We start from the raw sequence: 19321 nt of genomic DNA on the forward strand, positions 1-19321 counted from the left end.
CTTTCAGGACTTCAAAATAAGATGCGTTTGCCCTAAAAGGGGAGGTTTGAGACCTGATTTTTTGGTCAACGAGGGTGCTTAAAATTGTTTGAGGTTTGTAGACACAAAGTGGCTTGTCGAAGACTATTAATAAACAATTTTCCCTTCTGCCTTCTTCAATAAATTATCAAACTATTAACTAATCTTTTGTAAAAATTACTAACAGCTTCAATAAACTCTTCTGTTGACTCATAAGGTAAAACATTTCGCCCTGATATTTCACAACCCTCTCCTTGAGGCAACAACTTTAAATAGCTATTAATTCTTTCCTCTGGCCTTTCAATTTGCTCAGTTTTACTAATAGTTGATGCTTGCTTTCCTACTAATACTAAAGTAGGTTGATTAATTCGAGCAATCTCTTGACTAAAATCCTGCCTCCAAAACCCTGCTAAAAAAGAAAAAACAGCATATTGACTTTGGAGATTTTTTGCTCCTTTTTCTAAAGTATCCAACCATTCTTTATCTACTTCTTCTTCATTAGCAAATAATTGTTTTTTAGAGAAAGAATCTAAAAATTTTCGACTGCGTGCATAGAGATAAAAAAGTTTACCAACAGGTGAATAAAAAAGATTCCATCTCAATTTTTGACTAATAGGTGAATCAGCCTTAGTCATCAATTCCAACTGAGGCGGACCCGATAATATTAACCCATCAATTAAACTTGACTCTTGCTGTAGTTTGACCAGAGATACAGCCACAGGAAACAAAGCACCTTGTACAACTAAAATTACTGGTTTTTGTACAACCGTCTCTAAAAAATATTGTAATTGTTCAGCCCAGTCCATAGGATAGTAGGCCACAGATGGCATATCACTTTCACCACACCCTAATAAATCTGGATTATAGATAGGATTTGGCAAACTTCGCTCCTGCCATAGACCGCAAAATCGATGCCAGAAATTTTTAGATAAACCTACTCCAATAGGATGCAGTAATAGTAAAGGTTTAGTAAAATCATCTCCTTCTTTGTGGGAATAAAATTCGTAAGCACAGCGGTATTTTTTCCAGGTATAAAATTCTTTCATATGTTCAGATTATGAAATATTTTTGTATATACTCATAACATAAATATATAATAATTCTGATAATTGTTGTGTAGAAAACATCTATAGAAATTAAAGAACAATAGCTCATCTGATTCTGGGTAAGAGTTTCAGACATTTTCTCTATTTATCTCTGTTCAGATTTGTTACAAATAGTTGAGAACTACCATATTATATCTGCTCAAAATATATCATTAATATTATTATTACTCCCCAGAGTAATGATATAAGTAGCTTACTCAAGGACTTTACCTGTAGAGTATTTTGCAACATACACTACAATTAATGTACCATAAAATCTTTTTTGGCGTAAGTCTTGTAATAGTAGAGTTGGAGTCAATACAATTAATAACTTCCTGAATTAAAAAATCTCTTTTTTGCATAACCTCAGTTTAGCTCAGAAATATACAACCTGTGACAATAATAGGCCATGGCAAAGTCAATTTTATGGGATCTGCTAATCAAGAGTAAGGCATTCTTATCGATCAAACTCTGTGCAACTTCAACTCGCTGCCTTTTGTTAGACATAACTGTGAAGCTGAGACGTTGTTGTAGTTAGAACTGAGGATAATTGTTAATTGTACCAAGTGTACAAAATTCGATCCCCTAAAATAGACAATTTGGTCGTCCTGTAGCCGTAATGGTAATACTAGGTGGAAACAAGCAACACTTAGCACCACTACCGACAATTTAACTCAACATTAATTTGTGCCAATTTACTTGTTAATTTTTTTTAGGAGATAGAGAATATGGCATTCGTAGAATTCGATCCAACAGTAAACACAGTCCAAGACCTAGTAAATGCAATCCTAGCTACTGGAGCTAACTTGACAGTCACACCTAGTTCTATAAATTTTGAAGGTGCGGTTGTACCAATCTCCCCTAGCGTTGGTGGCACCTCCCCAAATGGCATTGGTCAATCCTCATTTTATGATGGTACTCTGCCTTTAGGAATTGATCCAGGCATCTTGCTGACTTCTGGTGATGGCTCCCCACCCAACCAAAATACTGAAATTGGTTATAGTATTGAGCAATTGGGGAACTCCGATCCTGACCTTCAAGTTGTGGCCAACAGTGCTTTTTCTGGAGCTGGTGAGGTCCTGGATGCAAACATTCTAGAGTTTGAATTTGTAATCAACGACCCCAGCGTCAACTCTGTAACCTTTGATTTAATTTTTGGGTCTGATGAGTTTCCTGAGTTTTCCGACACCTCCTTTGTAGATGTAGCAGGAGTCTTTGTTAATGGAAACAATGTTGCATTGTTCAACAACAATCTTACTCAACCTTTAAGTGTTATCAGCAATAATCTCGCATTAGGCAACTTCATTGATAATGGCAGTAGTACTCTTCCCATCGAATATGATGGAGTTAGCTCTAAACTGACTGTTTTTGCCCCCGTCCAACAGGGAGAAAATACCATCAAGTTCGGCGTTGCTGATACTGGTGACCAAGTCTTAGATTCAGGTCTATTTATTGCTAACCTGAATACTAGCTCCTTAGATATAGGCGATCCAGACGGCGGTGGGAGTGGTATTTTGCTACAAATTCCTGGTACTGATGGCAATAATTTGCTAGTCAGTGATGACCAAGGAGCAGATATAGATGAGTTCTTTGATAGTGGTAATGGAGACGATAGGATCGAATCTGGTAATGGTAATGATGTCGTCGATCCTGGCACGGGCAATGATGTAGTTGATGCTGGTGATGGAGATGACTTCGTTGCTCCAAGCGCTGGTAACGATCGCGTCAGGGGAAATAATGGTGATGACACCTTGAATGGTGGTAGCGGTAAAGACACTGTTAGTGGTGGTAACGGTGAGGACGATCTAAGTGGAAATGGTGGTAATGATCGCCTGAATGGTGGAGCTGGTGACGACCTGATAGTAGGTAACTCTGGTAACGATATTTTGTTAGGAGGAGCAGGGGACGATACTCTACAAGGAGGTATTGGTCGCGATCGCCTGAATGGTGGATCAGGAAACGATGTACTCACAGGTGGTGCTAGTATTGACCGCTTTGTCTTCAATAGTAATGAAGCATTTCAACCACAGGATTTTGGTATAGACGAAATTACTGATTTTTCACAAGCACAAGGAGATATTATTCTTTTAGACCGCAATAGTTTTACTGCGATCAACAGTACTTCAGGAAAAGGTTTCAGCATACCAAGTGAGTTTGATGTAGTTACTAATGATGCAGATGCAGCAACCTCTGATGGAGTAATTGTCTACAACAGTAACAATGGTAACTTATTCTATAATCCTAATGGTAGTGCAGCTGGTTTCGGTAGTGGCGCTCAATTTGCAACTTTAACAGGTAGTCAATTGTTAGAAGCAGACGATTTCTATATCAGAAACGATAATGATGGTGATGATAACTTAAATGGTGGTAGCGGTCAAGACACTGCTAGTGGCGGTAACGGTGAGGAGGATCTAGGTGGAGCTGGTGGTAACGATCAACTACTTGGAGGAGCTGAGGGCGAGCTGATAGTAGGTAAGTCTGGTAACGATATTTTGTTAGGAGGAGCAGGGGACGATACTCTACAAGGAGGTATTGGTCGCGATCGCCTGAATGGTGGACCAGGAAACGATATACTCACCGGTGGAGCCAGTATTGACCGCTTTGTCTTCAATAGTAATGAAGCATTTCAACCAGAGGATTTTGGTATAGACGAAATTACTGATTTTTCCCAAACACCAGGAGACATAATTCTTCTAGACCGCGATAGTTTTACCGCGATCAACAGTGCTTCAGGAACAGGTTTCAGCATACCAAGTGAGTTTGATGTAGTTAATAGTGATGCTGCGGCAGCAACCTCTGATGGAGTAATTGTCTACAACAGTAACAATGGTAACTTATTCTATAATCCTAATGGTAGTGCAACTGGTTTCGGTAGTGGCGCTCAATTTGCAACTTTAGCAGGTAGTCCATTGTTAGAAGCAGACGATTTCTATATCAGAAATTAGCGATCGCTCTTTGGTAATAGTCAGACATTAAAGAGGGAGTAGGGAATAGGGAATAGGGAATAGGGAATAGGTAGGGACGTTGCATGCAACGTCCCTACTCTTTTGGTGGAGATGTCTATCTGCACTTTTGGTAAAAATCCCAAATCAAATCAATTCTTCCCCATCTCCCCATCTCCCCATCTCCCCACCTCCCTACCTCCCCTACTCCCTACTCCCTATTCAATGTTAAAATGCAAATTGAAACGATATTATTTATAAAGTATATTTATCGATCATTATAGGAGTTTCCTAATATGTCTGACTTTTCTTCCCTAGACCTAAATCAATCAATAGAACAACCTTCCATTATAGACACCCTCCGTCAACCAATATGGATAGCACTCCTCACCTCTGTGGGCATCCATGCTATATTAGGAATTAACCTACCAAAATTATCCCTATTCTCAGAAAAAGCCAAATTACCACCAACAGTAGGATTAGTAGAACTAACACCAGAACAACTCGAACTCCTACCTCAACCAGAAGAACCAGAAATTACATTCTCAACCATACCAACACCATCCGACTTATCCCCTATTTCACCACCATCTCCCAGTGAACTACCTGTTGTCCCCGAATCATCATCCTCAGAATTACCAACAATACCTGTAGACCCTTCAGATTACAAGTTACCAGAATTACCGCCAGAAGATTCTATCACCTCATCCTCTTCTACCCGCTCAAGATCCACTCCTTCCGTCTCTAGGTTGCCCAGAAACCCATCCCCAACGGAATTTTCCTACAATTATCCATCCATACCGCCCAGGTCCTCATTACCAACAACACCAATATCTCCACCCCCATTACCTAGTATAAATAGTCAACCAGCAGAGATATTTCGAGTTGACCCACAACAACAATCAAATCAAAATCAAATAGATGAATATCAAATCAGAAAAAATTTGAACTTGACAGATGAAGTCTATGACTCTGGTTTATCACGTCGTCCAACTCTAGAGATCGACCCTCAAGAGCAAACTTCTATAGTTGAAAACTCAACTGGAGGGTCATACTCAGCTAATTTAAAATTGCCTCCACGACGTTACCAAGATAAAGTTGAAAATCAAATTGCTATTGCTCCAAATCAAAATGATACCGACACTCTAACTCAAACAGAGAAAAAACCTATAGCAACAGCAACTCCAGCAACTCCTGTAACTCCTCCAACACCAGACCCCACAAAAAAAGGCAGACTGTCAGAAGCACCAATAGTTAGACAATTACGAGAAGGAAAGACTATTCAGGATATAGCAGAAGAAATCAAACAACAAAAGGTAGCAGTTATCACTCCCGCACCAACTGAAACTAACAACTCTCAACCAGAAGTTGAAGTTGAAGTTCAGGAAACTCCTTCTGTTGCTCCTACTCCTAAACCATCTCCCACACCAGAAACACCAAAAGAGTTTAAAGGTTCATTATTAGAACAATTTGAACAAAAAAAGCAACAAACAGTTACTGCAACTACTCCCGTCCCTCAACCATCTCCAACACCTGAAGAAAATGTTGCTGCTGCTACTGTGGAAGAAACAAAACCACCAACACCAGTAATAACACCCCCTGTTGAACCATCCCCATCAGTACAGCAGGAACCTGAACCATCTCCACCAGTACAGCAGCAAGGAGAATTTAAAGGTTCACTGTTAGCAAAACTACAGCAACAAAAACAAGAATATGCTGCTGTCAATGAAGAATCAGAATCAAGGGATATTGCTTTAGGTGCTGTGGGTACTTATCTGCAGTGGGCAATAGAATTGGGATTAGAAGAAGATAATTTGACTGAACCTACAACTATTGCTGATACTTATCCAGAAGCAGCTTGCGACCAAAAGTTAGAAGGTAAAGCTACTGTGGGAGTATTAGTTAGTCCAGATGGCGGTATTACTAATGGACCAAAGTTATTGCTAGAAAGTGGTCATTCAGTGTTAGATGAAGCAGCTATAGGTGCAGTCAATAATCAATCTTTTTCCAGTAGCGATCGCTCAAAACTTTATCAGTATGAATTTAATTTTGATAGTTCTAACTGTAGTCCAGCAAATTCAAAAGCAGCAGAAAACACATCTGTTGGAGAAACATTACCAACTGAGGATGGCCAAGAGGAGGAAGGTATACCTATTGAGGTTATGCCACCGGAAGCTGAAACAGCACCAACAGAATAGAATTGTTCCTTCTGCCTTCTGCTTTCTGCCTTGGTTCATACAATGCGTAGGGGCGAATGGCCATTAGCCCCTACATCTTTAACATTGAATAATTTCTTCATTTATGGGCCAGGGTGAAAAAAAGTCAGGTATAGTAAATATTGAGTTAGCTAGAGCGTCGAGAAGCCTCACACCATAATTGAAAATTTGGTGTGAGATGAATCGACGGTAAATTCATGGGACTCGATGTCCCATGAATTTACAAATTTTATGTTATGATAGACTCAAGTTAGTTTGAGTTAACAACCGCCAGCGATCAACCATGAAAATCAAATAAGATCAAATAAGATATGGGGTGATATCCCATCCATCCTAGTAATCCGTTGGGAATGTCAAATCTGATGGCGGCCCTAGGTGATCAGCTTTTTGATTGGCCAAAAGGGCGGCGGGGCATCCCGTCCTTAAAGCTCGTGGAGTCCGACGGGATACCGGGACTGCGAAACGAGAAGCCCACACTATATCTTTAGCTTAGTGTGGGAGTATGTCACTCAGGACATAGATTTAACAAGCTATCAGCTATTAGCTAAAATCGGCGGGTTTAAGTCCCCCACGCTTATTTGAAAAAGCGCGTGGTGTGCGTTGATGGAGGATTCAAACCCCCATCATACGCCTTGAGAGCTGATGGCTGACCGCTGACCGCTGACTGCTATTTTAAACGAGCACGGAGGGATTCGAACCCCCGACACCCAGAACCGGAATCTGGTGCTCTATCCACTGAGCTACGCGCCCTCATACTGATACGGCGTTGCTGATTCTAGGTATGATGCAAGCCCCCCTAGCCCCCCAATTTTGGGGGGGAATAAAACTCTAAAAGTCCCCCAAACTTGGGGGATTTAGGGGGCTTGACCAGAAGCGAACAATCGCGCATTCATACTTCAATTTAGCAACGCCACTGATACTAACATTAGCATCTTAACTCTCAAATTGGCAATAGGAAAAGCTATTATTTTTCTATTTATCTCTATTTTTATTCTTCTAGACTCGGTCTGATAGACTGTACGTTTTGTACCCGTAATATTTTGGTCGAGAATCTAATCTCACATGAAGCCAAGCTACCCCACCACCCGCCGTACTTACCCAAAGTGGGCGGTCTGAAATCTGTTGTTGTACAGTTTGTCCCACAATTTGCCACAAAGCCTGTTTTTGAGCATCTGACGCACCGCGAATGAAGGCCGCAAGATGAGAATAAGCTGAAAAAGCAGTTCCTTCCCTGGAGGAATTTGAATCCCTGGGAGATGGAACTACAAGTATTGCGTCTTTACCTAAATTTTCAAATACAACTATTCCGTTGTTAACATCATCGGTTGTGAAATAATCACGAAATGTCGTTTTATCTGGGTTACTTGCTAACCCTGGAGAGTTCAGCAACACGAATTCAAATTGGCGTTTTGCAGTATCTTTTGTAATAGGTGGTGTTTCCCATCGATAGGCAGAAAAAGCAGACTCAGATAAAAGTGAGATAAAGAAGGAACGAAAGTTTGACTCATACTGCCATAAATTTAAAACCTCACCATAAGGTATTGGTTGCCCATTTTGAGTCACTTTGTATTTATAAATACGACCATCATTCAAAATTTCATAGGTTGCATCAAACATTTTTATCGAAGGTATCAAAATTTGGTTTTTGAGTTTTTTCTTCTTATTTAGGGCTTGCTGATTAATTATAACAGTATTGACAGATATTGGTTTTAGCGTTTTAGAGTTGAAAAAAATACCAGCTTTTCGGTGGCAAGAGCTGCATAAAGCTAGTATTTTGGGACGATTATGGCACAAAAATTGAGAGACAAAACTTAGCTCCTACCTCCTCTACATTCCCATTTCTCCTGTCTTCCCATCCCCTCCTGGGAGGGGCTAGGGGTGGGTTGGGAGGGGAGGGGCTAGGGGTGGGTTGTCTCCTGTCTCCTGTCTCCTACCCCAGCAAAAAGACTTTCCATACGCAAACCCTATATTAGATGTATTTTCTAGACTAATATATAAAACTGTGATTTTATATATTTACTCTAACAAGAATATGGAAACAGCCGATCGTAATTTGTTGGAAAAACTAGCATCTCTATCAGACAATTTTCCTAAATTGGGTATTCGTCTCTCCCTGGCAGCTAAAGAACTACAAAATGCAGGTACTCCCCCTTCAGAAAGTTTACTAGAAGAATTGATGGCCTATGGTAGAGATTTTGCTACTCTTAAAGAGCAGGGACTAGAGTTGGCAAAAACATCTCAAGTTTCTGCTGGGGCAATATCTTCCTTCACAGACTTAGAAAACTTAATCAAAGCATTAGCTTCAACCACAGAATCATCAACCAGTCAACCAGTTTTAGATATTCTTAATCAAATCTTGGCGATCGCTCATCAAGAACAACCAGAATTTCCTCCTTTACAACCAGTTAAAGCAAAAGCTAAAGAACTACATGAATTAATTTCTAATACAAAATCCGATCAATTACCAGATGATGCTCAAGCTTTAATTGCAGAGACACATCCACTTTCAGCAGTATTAAAACTTGTCAAACAGGGTAAAAATTTAGATGATGAGCAGTGGTTGGAATTAGAGGAAAAAGTTAATGCTAGCTTTGACAAAAAACTAATGTTAGCTATATCTAGAGGAAAACTAACAATTCCCAATCATTCTTTACCCACAACATCTAGAATTAAACTTCCAGCACTAGAAGAACTAGATCAAAATATTGCCACTCAAACTAATACGCAAAAATCAACTGTTCCAAGTTTACCACCTTTAATAGTAGTACCTTCTGGTGGTGCAGAAGCTAATCAAACAGCTATTGACGATCCAGATGTGATGATTTTAGAAGACCCAACACCTGGAAAGACACAACCTGTAGACGAAATCATTATTGTTCCTGGTGTGGAAATCTCTAAAAATTCTCCCACTGTTGAAAGACCAAATACGATGTTGGGAGAAACTACTAATCAAAGTTCGGCAGTATCTGTAGGGTTGAAAGTTTTAGTTCATATACAAAATATTGGCGATCGCATTTTTGCTGGTCAAGAATATGCAGGTACTCGCGGTCAAGGTTTTCGTGTAGAAGCTTTTCAAATAAATATAGAACCCCCTATTCCTGGATTAAACCTCGAATACATGGCTCATGTTTCTGAAATAGGCGATACTCCTTGGTTAGAAGCAGGAAAATTAGCTGGAGAACGCGGTAAATCAAGAAGAATAGAAGGATTTGCGGTTCGTCTTACAGGTATTCAAGCTGCCAATTATGATGTATTCTATACAGCTCACGTTCAGAATATGGGAGATTTACCAGTTTATTCCAATGGTGCATATTGTGGTACTCGCAACCAAGCTCTCAGAGTGGAAGGGATAAAGGTTTGGATAGAGTCTAAGAGTTAGACGTTGGAATTAGGATATGATTTTCGTTCTTAGGGAGCAGGTACGGACATTACAGCGCTTTCTGTTGTTATGAGGTACACCCGCGCGGGCAAAATGCCCGCACTATAATATTTTCACGATTTATCCTGTACATCATTTGCCCGAAATCTGCTTTCAACAATGAATAATGAATAATGAATAATGAATAATGAATAATTACCTCTCCTTGAAAAGAAGAGGATTGACTAATAATGAAAATTTTTCTTTATTATCCCCTTAAAAGGGGAGGCTTTAAACCACAATTTTTCGGTAATTATTTTATCCTACTGGACTGTGGACCGACACAGTTAAAACTGTGCAATAGATTTTTATTTCTAGGTGTCTTTATCTCCCCCACTCCCCTACTCCCCTACTCCCCCACTCCCCCACTCCCCCACTCCCTAATGCACCATTTAAGGTGTGTCAGTCCACTACTCTATGTTCCCTGAAACCTAGAATTTTGTACCCGATCAATTTGATAATTGCTATAGATTTATAGGATGACAAAAAAAGCAAAAAAAGTAGATATTAGCAGTAAACGTATAATTGGAATTGCCCCTAGTCGTTGGGTAGAATGGGTAATTTCAGTTATCAGTTATCAGTTATCAGTTATCAGTTTTTTATTACCTTAAAATAGTCAGCTTCAGACCCAATTTTTCGGTGACATAAATTACTAATGTTACTGTCAAAGAAATAATTTATTCAGACTTCCAATGGGTAAGTCATTTCAGTTATCAGTTATCAGTTATCAGTTATCAGTACCTCTAGCTGTTTGCGCAGCATGACCTAGGAAAGCATTGGAATTGACATCAGGAATATTATCTTTTTTTATCCCCTGACAAGGGGAAGTTTTAGACCACAATTTTTCGGTAAATAAGGGGATGTTTTGCTCAGTGTTTATAGTCAAGAACATGGAGATTTTCTGGTTCTGAATGAAATGCAGTTAAGGTATGATACAAAAATGCCACGTCGGATGCGTGCTTATGCTGCATTAGCAGAATAAAAGTACCAAAAACCTGTTTATCCTGTATTAATTAATATTCTGCAACCAAGCCAAAATACAGAAATAGTCAATTGTTACGAGTCAGAATTTCTTGATGTGAGGGCGTATCAAAACTATCGAATTATTCATCTGTGGGAAGTAGAAGCGCAAGCAGTTTTTCAACTTTTACCTTTGAAGGACTTGGTTGGTATGCTTTCGAGAGCTAAAGTAAACAATTCTTAGCTGTCTAAGTAGAAAGCGATCGCTCTATTCACTGCTCAAAATGTAGTTCCCAATAATTATTTTCAATTCAACAGGAGCTTCAAGAGCGATGTTGCATCCGCAACGCTCCGCGAACGCCGCCCCCATATCTGGACGAACCACCCACCACCAAACTAATTTTTCCAAATAGCTTGGGGGTTCATCATTCGGACACCACTCAATAAAACCATCATTGACACCAACCATATTAGGACAAAAGTCATTCGCTATAGCAACGCGATCGTCAAGCTTCTCAAATTGTACAATATCTTGCCAAGCAACCTCATTAGGAATTGAGTTGAAAATTGTTTGTACGTCTAAAGTCAAAATTATATCCTCTTACTATTCCAAAGTAACCAAAACACACAATAATAATACTTCTGTCCATTTAACCACAGCACCATAAGTATCGCCAGTATGACCGCCCAAACAATGGTTAAAGCAAGTATCTGTCAATAGAGCGATCGCTACTTCATTCATCAACCTCAAATAAAGAGCGAGGTAAACCTGACTGACGAATAATAGCTTGCAAAGTTCCAACCCTTAATTCCTTGTAGTTAGGAACCGGAATAGTAACAGTTGAATCATCAGTTCGCAACTGCATCATAATATGGCTACCACGCACTCTCACTTCTACAAAACCGCCTTCCTCCAAAATTTTACAAACTTCTTTTGCTGACAAAACCCTTAATATCAAATCCGGTAGCATCGGTATAAATTAGATGGGGAGATGGGGAGATGGGGAGATGGGGGGATGGGGGATGGTTGAAGATGGAACATTTTTTTATACCGAATTAAACGGATTTGATATAACTTACCCAACTTTGACCTCCACACGCTCCACAAGAACTTCGTTATTGAAGCGACGCTCAATCTCTGAAGCATCAGCAGTCTCAAAAAAAAGTTCCAACGCTTCAATCAAATTAGACCGCGCTTCTTCTATCGTATCGCCTTGACTGGCAATATCCAGTTCCGGACACAAAGATACATATCCATCATCCTCTCGCTCAATAATAACTGTTAGTTGTTTGGTTTGTGTCATTTTCTTGTCTTTAAAAAGCCTTTGATTTTTCTCTCTCTAGTTTAATAGTTTTTTTTCAGGCTGTGATAACTTTACTTAGGGACTCATAGCGATCGCCCTGTAGGGGTAGGGGGCGAACGGCCGTTCGCTTACATCCAAAAGTGAGGGCGAATGCCATTTGCTAACGCAAAGCTCCGCTAACGCCCCTACATATGGCCTTTTAAAGGTTAATTTGCGTAAGTCCTGATTTAATTATTATACCACTTTTGTTAGAGAATTCTACATTATTTCTTTCAATTCTAACTGAACTTGTTCATATTCCACATACATTTTATCTAGTAGCTGCAATGCTCCTTCAGTCATTTTTGCTCGACCTAAGATTTCCATTTCTCTGCAAATTTCAGCTAAATTGTATGCTCCGATGCTACCACAACTTCCATTTAAGGTATGAGCTTGTAATGTCATTTTTACTACATCTTTTTCCTGAATCGCAGTTGCAATATTTGCTAATTGTTTAGAGCTTTCCTCTAAAAAAATATTACCCATATTCTCAATAAAATCATTTGCATTTTCCCCAAACAGTTCTCGCAATCTGTCTAAAGCATCTCGGTCAATTGCAGGCTTAGCTGATTCTGAATTAGTTTTGCTAGAAATTTCACTCTCAAAATCTTGATGTTTAACTCCCTCCGACAGTTGCTCAGAATCTCCATTTGCATCTGATATTTTGGAAGATGATTTAATTAATTGTTCATCCAAATCTTGAGATGATATTAGCTCTGCTTCTGCAAAAGTTTGAACTGGTAATAGTTGCTCTATGGATTCACACTTAAGTAATCCTTGAATCAACTCTTCCACTCGAATTGGCTTACTAATGTAATCATCCATACCAGCTTCTAGACACATTTCGCGATCGCCTTGCATGGCATTCGCTGTCATCGCAATAATCCGAGGTCGTTTGGTAGCATCCCTTTCCGTAACTATCCGTTTTGTGGCTGTTAAACCATCCATTTCTGGCATATGGACATCCATGAAAATCACATCATAGGGCTGACGATCTATAGCCTCAATCACTTCTATACCATTGCTTACCACATCAGCATAATATCCCATCTTTTCCAGCAATTGTACTGCCAACTGTTGATTCACTATATTATCTTCTGCCAACAGTATTCTCAAAGGCAAACGAGCAGCCATTTCTGGATCGATTTCCAACTTTTGGGGAGGACGAGATTGCTTGACTTTAATTGGCTGTCCACCGAAAACTTTGAGCAAAGTATTGCAAAGTTCAGATTGCTTAATAGGTTTATTCAAGAGAGCAGCAAATTCACTTTCAAATTCGTCTAAATTATCTTCGAGGTATGCGATCGAAGTTAACATCACTAAAGGCAAATCGCTATATCGAGGATATGTATGAATTTCTTGGGCTAAAGTGACACCATCCATTTCAGGCATTTGCATATCCAGAATAGCCAGATCGAATTCTTTTTGGTTATCTAATTCCTGAAGTGCTTCCTTTCCTGAAGCTACTACCCTGGGATATATTCCCCAAGATTCCATTTGGAATTTGAGAATTTTACGATTGGTGGCATTATCGTCAACAACCAGAACCTTCTTATCCTTGAGTAGAGATTCTGTATTGAACAAACGTTGATTAGTATCCGAGTCAAGGACTTCAGCTTTGATGGTAAAGTAGAAGGTTGAACCCTCTCCCACTTGACTCTCAACCCACATTCGACCTCCCATCACTTCACTGAGACGTTTAGAGATAGCTAAACCTAAGCCAGTGCCACCATATTGACGTGAGGTAGATGAGTCCACCTGACTGAATGACTTGAATAATCGATCCTTTTTATCTTCAGGAATCCCGATTCCTGTGTCTTTGACAGCAAAACAAATTTCTGTCTGGGTATCATCAAGAGATTTAGAAGTGATGGAAACTACAACTTCCCCCTCATGGGTAAACTTAATAGCATTTCCCAATAAATTTACTAAAATTTGTCGTACTCTGGTAACATCCCCAAGTATAGTATAAGGGGTCTGCACATCAATCATGTAAGCCAATTCTAAATTTTTATCTGCTGCTTTCGGAGCCAATAGATCCAAAGCATCTTCTACACAAATATGAATCTCAAATGGCTGCTTCTCTAACTCTAGGTTGCCAGATTCAACTTTGGAAAAGTCTAGAATATCGTTGATAATTGTTAGCAGTGAGTTACCACAGTTGCGAATGGTTTCGACAAAATTGCGTTGCTTTTCCTCTAGAGGGGTATCCAATAACAATCCCGTCATACCAATCACCCCATTCATTGGTGTCCGAATTTCATGGCTCATTGTGGCTAAAAATTCCCCTTTCGCTTTCATGGCAACCAGAGCTTGGTCTCGGGTTTGTTTTAATTCTTCTGCTACTTCCTGACGTTCTATTTCTCCACTCACCCACTGAGACATCAGTTTCAATAGCTCTTGATTGACTCCTGAAAACGGTTTTGACTGAGAGCTAAGACTAGAGAAACTCAGAGTTCCATAGACTTCGCCATTACAAATTACCCGGATTCCCATGTATGACTTTAATCCAAATGTAGTGTGGCAGAGATGATTCTTCCATTTAGAGGTATTCGCTGATTCAATACAAACTACATCTTTGCTTTGCATGGTTTCTTCGCAGTAGACTTGTTTTAGTTCAAAAACTGCTCCTTTAATCGTAGCTTTACTAGGAAGTTGGGCTGCTATAACTTCATAGCGATCGCCTTGTATATGGGAGAGAATCCCAATTTCCATATTGAAATATTTTCGCCCCATAGCTAGTAATCCTTGTAACCGTTGCTCAAAACTGCGGCCACGAGCTGAAGTAATTTTGTATAGAGCTTGGATAGTTTCTTTACTTTCCTGAAGTTCTTGAACTCTTTGAGCCATTTGAATCGCGATTGTCAAATGCCCTGCAATTTCGTCCATGAGTTCTAAGTCATTATCTTGCCAAGTTCGAGGAGCACGACACTGATGAACTATTAATAAACCCCAAAGTTTAGTGGCGGTAGCTGCAACTTTACCATTATGATGTTTGAGATTAGCATCTTGAGCTCGAGCGGAAAAAATTGGCAAAACTATACTGGCTTTAACTTCAAGCTGCTCCAATAGTTGGCGACGACATTCTGTTAAGTTCGCAGTTTGAATATCATTCATACTCCAATGATAACCATTATGATAACGATTTATTTCACTACTTTGGAAACATTCATCTTGAATACCTTGATGTAAACTAGATACCCATTCTTCCCCCACAGATTCAGCTACGACTGTACCATTCATGTCCGCAGAAAATTGGTAAACCACGACGCGATCGCTATCCAACAAGGAGCGAACTTCTGTCACTGTTGTTTCTAGAATTGTTTGTAAATTTAAGGAAGACCTAATCTGATTAGTAATCTTTGCCACGAGTTGTTCTCGCTTAAATTGTATATTTAGTTTGCGAGATTTTTCTCGTTGTTGTTCTAACTCATTCTCTTTGACTTTTTGAATTGTTTCTTTACTTTCCTGAAGTTCTTGAACTTGTTGAGCCATTTGAATCGCCACTGTCAAATGTTCGGCAATTCTGTCAATTAATTCTAAGTCAGTTTGTCGCCAGCTTCGAGGAGCGTAACACTGATGAACTATTAATAAACCCCACAGTTGATTGGCTGGATATGTGTTGTTTTCAAGCTTTGAGTTAATGTATTGAATTTGAAGGCTAAAAATTGGTACAACTAGATTAGCTTTTACTTCAAACCGCTCTAGCAGTTGGCGATGACATTCGGTTAAATTTGCTGTTTTAATATCGTTGACGCTCCAACGATAACCATTATCATAACGAGTGACTTCTCCATTTTGGAAACAGGTGTCGTGAATCTCTTGATGTAAAGTAGGTGTCCATTCTTTACCCACAGATTCAGCCACAACTGTACCATTCATATCCGCAGAAAATTTATAAACAACGACGCGATCGCCATCCAACAAGGTGCGAACTTCTGTCACTGTTGTTTCTAGAATTGTTTGTAAATCTAAGGAAGACCGAATCTGATTAGCAATCTTGGCTAAGAGTTGTTCTCGCTTAAATTGTATATTTAGTTCGCGAGATTTTTCTCGTTGTTGTTCTAGCTCACGCTCTTTGACTTGTTGAACTGTTTCTTTACTTTCCTGAAGTTCTTGAACTTGTTCAGCCATTTGAATCGCGATCGTGAAATGTTCGGCAATTCTGTCAATTAATTCTAGGTCACTGTCTTGCCAGTTTCGAGGAGCTTGACACTGATGAACTATTAATAAACCCCAAAGTTCACCAGAAAGATCGGGTTCTGCATTTTTTTCCAGCTTTGAGTTAATGTATTGCCTATGAAAGCAAATAATTGGTACAACTAGATTAGCTTTTACTTCAAACCGCTCTAGCAGTTGGCGATGACATTCGGTTAAATTTGCTGTTTGAATATCGTTGACACTCCAACGATGACCATTATCATAACGAGTGACTTCTCCATTTTGGAAACAGGTGTCGTGAATCTCTTGATGTAAAGTAGGTGTCCATTCTTTACCCACAGATTCAGCCACAACTGTACCACTCTTGTCAGCAGCAAATTGATAAACAACCACGCGATCGCCATGTAACAAGGTGCGAACTTCTGTCACTGTTGTTTCTAAAATTGTTTGTAAATCTAAGGAAGACCGAATTTGATCGATAATCTTGGCTAAGAGTTGTTCTCGCTTAACTTGTATATCGAGTTTGCTAGCTTTTTCTCGTTGTTGTTCTAACTCACGCTCTTTGACTTGTTCAATTGTTTCTTTGCTTTCTTGAAGTTCTCGAACTTGTTGAGCCATTTGAATCGTGACTGTCAAATTTTCGGCAATTCTGTCAATTAATTTGAAGTCACTGTCTTGCCAGTTTCGGGGAGCGCGACACTGATGAACTATTAATAAACCCCAAAGTTGATTAGCTGGATATATGTTGTTTTCAAGCTTTGAGTTAATGTATTTACTTTGAACGCTAAAAATTGGTACAACTAGATTGGCTTTTACTTCAAACCGCTCTAGTAGTTGGCGATGACATTCGGTTAAATTTGCTGTTTGAATATCGTTTACACTCCAACGATGACCATTATGATAACGAATTACTTCACCACTTTGAAAACAGGTATCTTGAATTTCTTGATGTAAACTAGCTGTCCATTCTTTCCCCACAGATTCAGCTACAACTGTACCACTCTTGTCCGCAGAAAATTGATAAACAATGACGCGATCGCCATCTAACAAGGAGCGAACTTCTGTCACTGTTGTTTCTAGAATTGTTTGTAAATCTAAGGAAGACCGAATTTGATTAATAATTTTTGCCAGAAGTTGTTCCCGTTTAACTTCAATGTCAAGTTGACGAGTTGTTTCTTGCTGTTTTTCTAGTTCTCTATCTTGAATGCGTTTAATTGTATTAATAAATCTGTAAGCAGTTATTAATACTGTAGAAATTACGAATGCTGCAATCAAAATAGTAATTAGAAACCATTTATTTTGTATTAAAATAGAAAGATATGGTAAAGTCATTTCAGTTATCAGTTATCAGTTATCAGTTATCAGTTATCAGTACCTCTGCCTGTTTGCGTAGCATTCCGCAGGAAAGTCAGAGGCTTGAAATATTGAACCTTATTTTCTCTTAGTCGATTGGATATGGCGAGGAAACCTCGCCATCCCACCCTACGGGAAGCTCCGCTAACGACCGCTTTTTCATCCCCTTGAAAGGGCAGGAGACCTTATTTTTTGGTCAATAATAAATTTCCCATGCTATCAATAATATATTAAAGTAACAGGACTTACGCAAATTTACCTTGAAAGCACCATTTGTAGGGGCGTTTGCGGAGCATGACCTTAGGAAATGGCATTCGCCCTCCCCATAAGTAGAGTCTCTGCGTAAGTCCTGAGTAAGTACAACACAAAAATTATAAAAGTTTGATAGAAAAGGGTTTTAGACAAAGGTAGTGGATTGTTTCACCTAAAATAGTGCATTAGCTTTTTCGTCACCCCATCCCCCCAAATTCCCCTCCCAGGAGGGGTTAGGGGTGGGTTCCCCTCCCAGGAGGGGTTAGGGGTGGGTTCCCCTCCCAGGAGGGGTTAGGGGTGGGTTCCCCTCCCAGGAGGGGTTAGGGGTGGGTTCCCATCACCCCATTTTCTAATGCAACATTTAAGATGAAACAGTCCAGTAGTCCTGTATAGTAATGGTGAAACCCTCAGTTTGCCATTACCCAAAATATTACAATGCACCACTTGGACAAAATGGACATATTATAGCCATCGGTGTTAAGAGTAGACTGCTGCTCAAGCTATACTACAAAAAAAACTGGCGTTGCTTATTCTGGGTATGATGCAAGCCCCCCTAGCCCCCCAAAGTTGGGGGGAATAAAACTCTAAAGTCCCCCTTTATCCCCCTCCCGTCCCCCGCAGGATCGGGGGAAGCCAGATGTTGCTGCGCTTTTTGTTGAACGGGGATGTGCGGGGGCGAAGGCGAGAACCAAACAATCGCGCATTCATACTTCAATTCAGCAACGCACAAAAACTTTTTGTTCGCCTATTATCAAAACATGATATAATTGATAACCGATCGCTATTCCAAAGTAACCAAAACACACAATAATAATGCTTCCGTCCATTCAACCACAGCACCATAAGTATCGCCAGTATGACCGCCCAAACAACGGTTAAACCAAGCACCTGTCAACAGAGCGATCGCTATTCCTCCTATTGCCATCCCAGAAGCTACTAACCAACTTTCAGGGTTTAATAAAATTTGGATTCCACTCAGACTCAGTAATAAAAGTAGACTTTGGATAAAATCCCAAATAGAATATTTTGCCTCCTTGTGAAATGCTCCTTTTCCAGTAGGTTTGAGATAGGGGTAACGAGCGATCGCTACTAACTGACCCCATCTCCCCCAACCTGCGACTCCCATTAATATTAAAAAGCGGTCACTATCTAAATCTGTTAAAGCAGTAATTTTCAGCAACAATAGAGCGATCGCTGCCATTGCTCCAAAAGCTCCTGTAGCACTATCACTCATTACTTCCAATCTTCGTTTTTGGTCTGGCACTGCCAACCCATCAGCAGTATCCATCACCCCATCCAAGTGTAAACCACCAGTTAAAACAATTCCAGATATAATCGCTACAGCAGACCTAGTGAGAATAGGCATTCCTAAAATTTGTAACCCAAGATCTATTAGCCCAAGGATACCACCCACTATTAATCCTATCAAAGGAGCAAAACGAGCAATACCATTAAAATCCAAGTTCCAAGTATGGGGAATTGGTAAACAGGTATAAAATGCAATTCCAGCACAGAGCTTTATTAGAGTTTTCCTAGTTACTTGGAGCAACATTTTTTACCACCCAAAATTTTC

11 protein-coding genes, 1 tRNA gene and 1 pseudogene are annotated in these 19321 nt (G+C 39.7%); 4 read left to right on the top strand and 9 right to left on the bottom strand.

Annotation, left to right across the window (positions count from 1 at the left end; genetic code table 11):
* Nucleotides 1–155: 155 nt before the first annotated feature.
* Complete coding sequence (locus SAGCYANO_RS41240; protein WP_202225308.1) at nt 156–1064, bottom strand: alpha/beta fold hydrolase; 909 nt, start codon at nt 1062–1064, stop codon at nt 156–158.
* A gap of 767 nt (nt 1065–1831) precedes the next feature.
* Here SAGCYANO_RS41240 and SAGCYANO_RS41245 point away from each other — a divergent pair.
* Nucleotides 1832–4048, top strand: coding sequence for a choice-of-anchor L domain-containing protein (locus tag SAGCYANO_RS41245; RefSeq protein ID WP_202225309.1), 2217 nt, complete (start codon nt 1832–1834; stop codon nt 4046–4048).
* 293 nt (nt 4049–4341) lie between these two features.
* Complete coding sequence (locus tag SAGCYANO_RS41250; RefSeq protein ID WP_202225310.1) at nt 4342–6243, top strand: energy transducer TonB; 1902 nt, start codon at nt 4342–4344, stop codon at nt 6241–6243.
* Between the two features lie 695 nt (nt 6244–6938).
* Here SAGCYANO_RS41250 and SAGCYANO_RS41255 read toward each other — a convergent pair.
* Together SAGCYANO_RS41255 and SAGCYANO_RS41260 are read right to left on the bottom strand one after the other, a co-directional pair.
* A tRNA-Arg gene (locus SAGCYANO_RS41255) sits at nt 6939–7011 on the bottom strand.
* Between the two features lie 246 nt (nt 7012–7257).
* The gene (locus SAGCYANO_RS41260) at nt 7258–7878 is read right to left on the bottom strand and encodes a DUF6940 family protein (protein ID WP_202225311.1); all 621 of its coding nucleotides are present in this window, start codon (nt 7876–7878) and stop codon (nt 7258–7260) included.
* Nucleotides 7879–8293: 415 nt separating this feature from the next.
* Here SAGCYANO_RS41260 and SAGCYANO_RS41265 point away from each other — a divergent pair, with 415 nt between their 5' ends.
* Nucleotides 8294–9640 (top strand): hydrogenase, encoded by a 1347-nt coding sequence (locus tag SAGCYANO_RS41265; protein WP_202225312.1) that lies wholly within the window; start codon nt 8294–8296, stop codon nt 9638–9640.
* A 518-nt stretch (nt 9641–10158) separates the two neighbouring features.
* Nucleotides 10159–10290 (top strand): hypothetical protein, encoded by a 132-nt coding sequence (locus SAGCYANO_RS48680; RefSeq protein ID WP_255502894.1) that lies wholly within the window; start codon nt 10159–10161, stop codon nt 10288–10290.
* Between the two features lie 617 nt (nt 10291–10907).
* Here SAGCYANO_RS48680 and SAGCYANO_RS41270 read toward each other — a convergent pair.
* From SAGCYANO_RS41270 to cobS, 6 genes and pseudogenes are all read right to left on the bottom strand, one after another.
* Complete coding sequence (locus tag SAGCYANO_RS41270) at nt 10908–11228, bottom strand: hypothetical protein (RefSeq protein WP_237397193.1); 321 nt, start codon at nt 11226–11228, stop codon at nt 10908–10910.
* A 15-nt stretch (nt 11229–11243) separates the two neighbouring features.
* A pseudogene (locus tag SAGCYANO_RS41275) lies at nt 11244–11369 on the bottom strand (adenosylcobinamide-GDP ribazoletransferase); the annotation flags it as partial.
* A 4-nt stretch (nt 11370–11373) separates the two neighbouring features.
* Nucleotides 11374–11583, bottom strand: coding sequence for a type II toxin-antitoxin system HicA family toxin (locus SAGCYANO_RS41280; protein WP_237397194.1), 210 nt, complete (start codon nt 11581–11583; stop codon nt 11374–11376).
* A gap of 132 nt (nt 11584–11715) precedes the next feature.
* Nucleotides 11716–11943 carry a type II toxin-antitoxin system HicB family antitoxin gene (locus SAGCYANO_RS41285; RefSeq protein ID WP_202225314.1) on the bottom strand — a complete coding sequence of 76 codons (228 nt, stop codon included), beginning with the start codon at nt 11941–11943 and terminating at the stop codon, nt 11716–11718.
* Between the two features lie 258 nt (nt 11944–12201).
* Complete coding sequence (locus tag SAGCYANO_RS41290) at nt 12202–17475, bottom strand: GAF domain-containing protein (RefSeq protein ID WP_202225315.1); 5274 nt, start codon at nt 17473–17475, stop codon at nt 12202–12204.
* Nucleotides 17476–18529: 1054 nt separating this feature from the next.
* The gene (cobS, locus tag SAGCYANO_RS41295; protein WP_202225316.1) at nt 18530–19300 is read right to left on the bottom strand and encodes an adenosylcobinamide-GDP ribazoletransferase; all 771 of its coding nucleotides are present in this window, start codon (nt 19298–19300) and stop codon (nt 18530–18532) included.
* Between the last annotated feature and the right edge of the window lie 21 nt (nt 19301–19321).

It is taken from the genome of Okeania sp. KiyG1, from assembly GCF_014132355.1.
GTDB lineage: Bacteria > Cyanobacteriota > Cyanobacteriia > Cyanobacteriales > Microcoleaceae > Okeania.

Bases quoted from the DNA above. Each gene is read 5' to 3' on its own strand.
- SAGCYANO_RS41245 (WP_202225309.1), top strand. From the start codon at position 1,832: ATGGCATTCGTAGAATTCGATCCAACAGTAAACACAGTCCAAGACCTA.
- SAGCYANO_RS41250 (WP_202225310.1), top strand. From the start codon at position 4,342: ATGTCTGACTTTTCTTCCCTAGACCTAAATCAATCAATAGAACAACCT.
- SAGCYANO_RS41290 (WP_202225315.1), bottom strand. From the start codon at position 17,475: ATGACTTTACCATATCTTTCTATTTTAATACAAAATAAATGGTTTCTA.
- SAGCYANO_RS41260 (WP_202225311.1), bottom strand. From the start codon at position 7,878: ATGTTTGATGCAACCTATGAAATTTTGAATGATGGTCGTATTTATAAA.
- SAGCYANO_RS41285 (WP_202225314.1), bottom strand. From the start codon at position 11,943: ATGACACAAACCAAACAACTAACAGTTATTATTGAGCGAGAGGATGAT.
- SAGCYANO_RS48680 (WP_255502894.1), top strand. From the start codon at position 10,159: ATGACAAAAAAAGCAAAAAAAGTAGATATTAGCAGTAAACGTATAATT.
- cobS (WP_202225316.1), bottom strand. From the start codon at position 19,300: ATGTTGCTCCAAGTAACTAGGAAAACTCTAATAAAGCTCTGTGCTGGA.
- SAGCYANO_RS41240 (WP_202225308.1), bottom strand. From the start codon at position 1,064: ATGAAAGAATTTTATACCTGGAAAAAATACCGCTGTGCTTACGAATTT.
- SAGCYANO_RS41265 (WP_202225312.1), top strand. From the start codon at position 8,294: ATGGAAACAGCCGATCGTAATTTGTTGGAAAAACTAGCATCTCTATCA.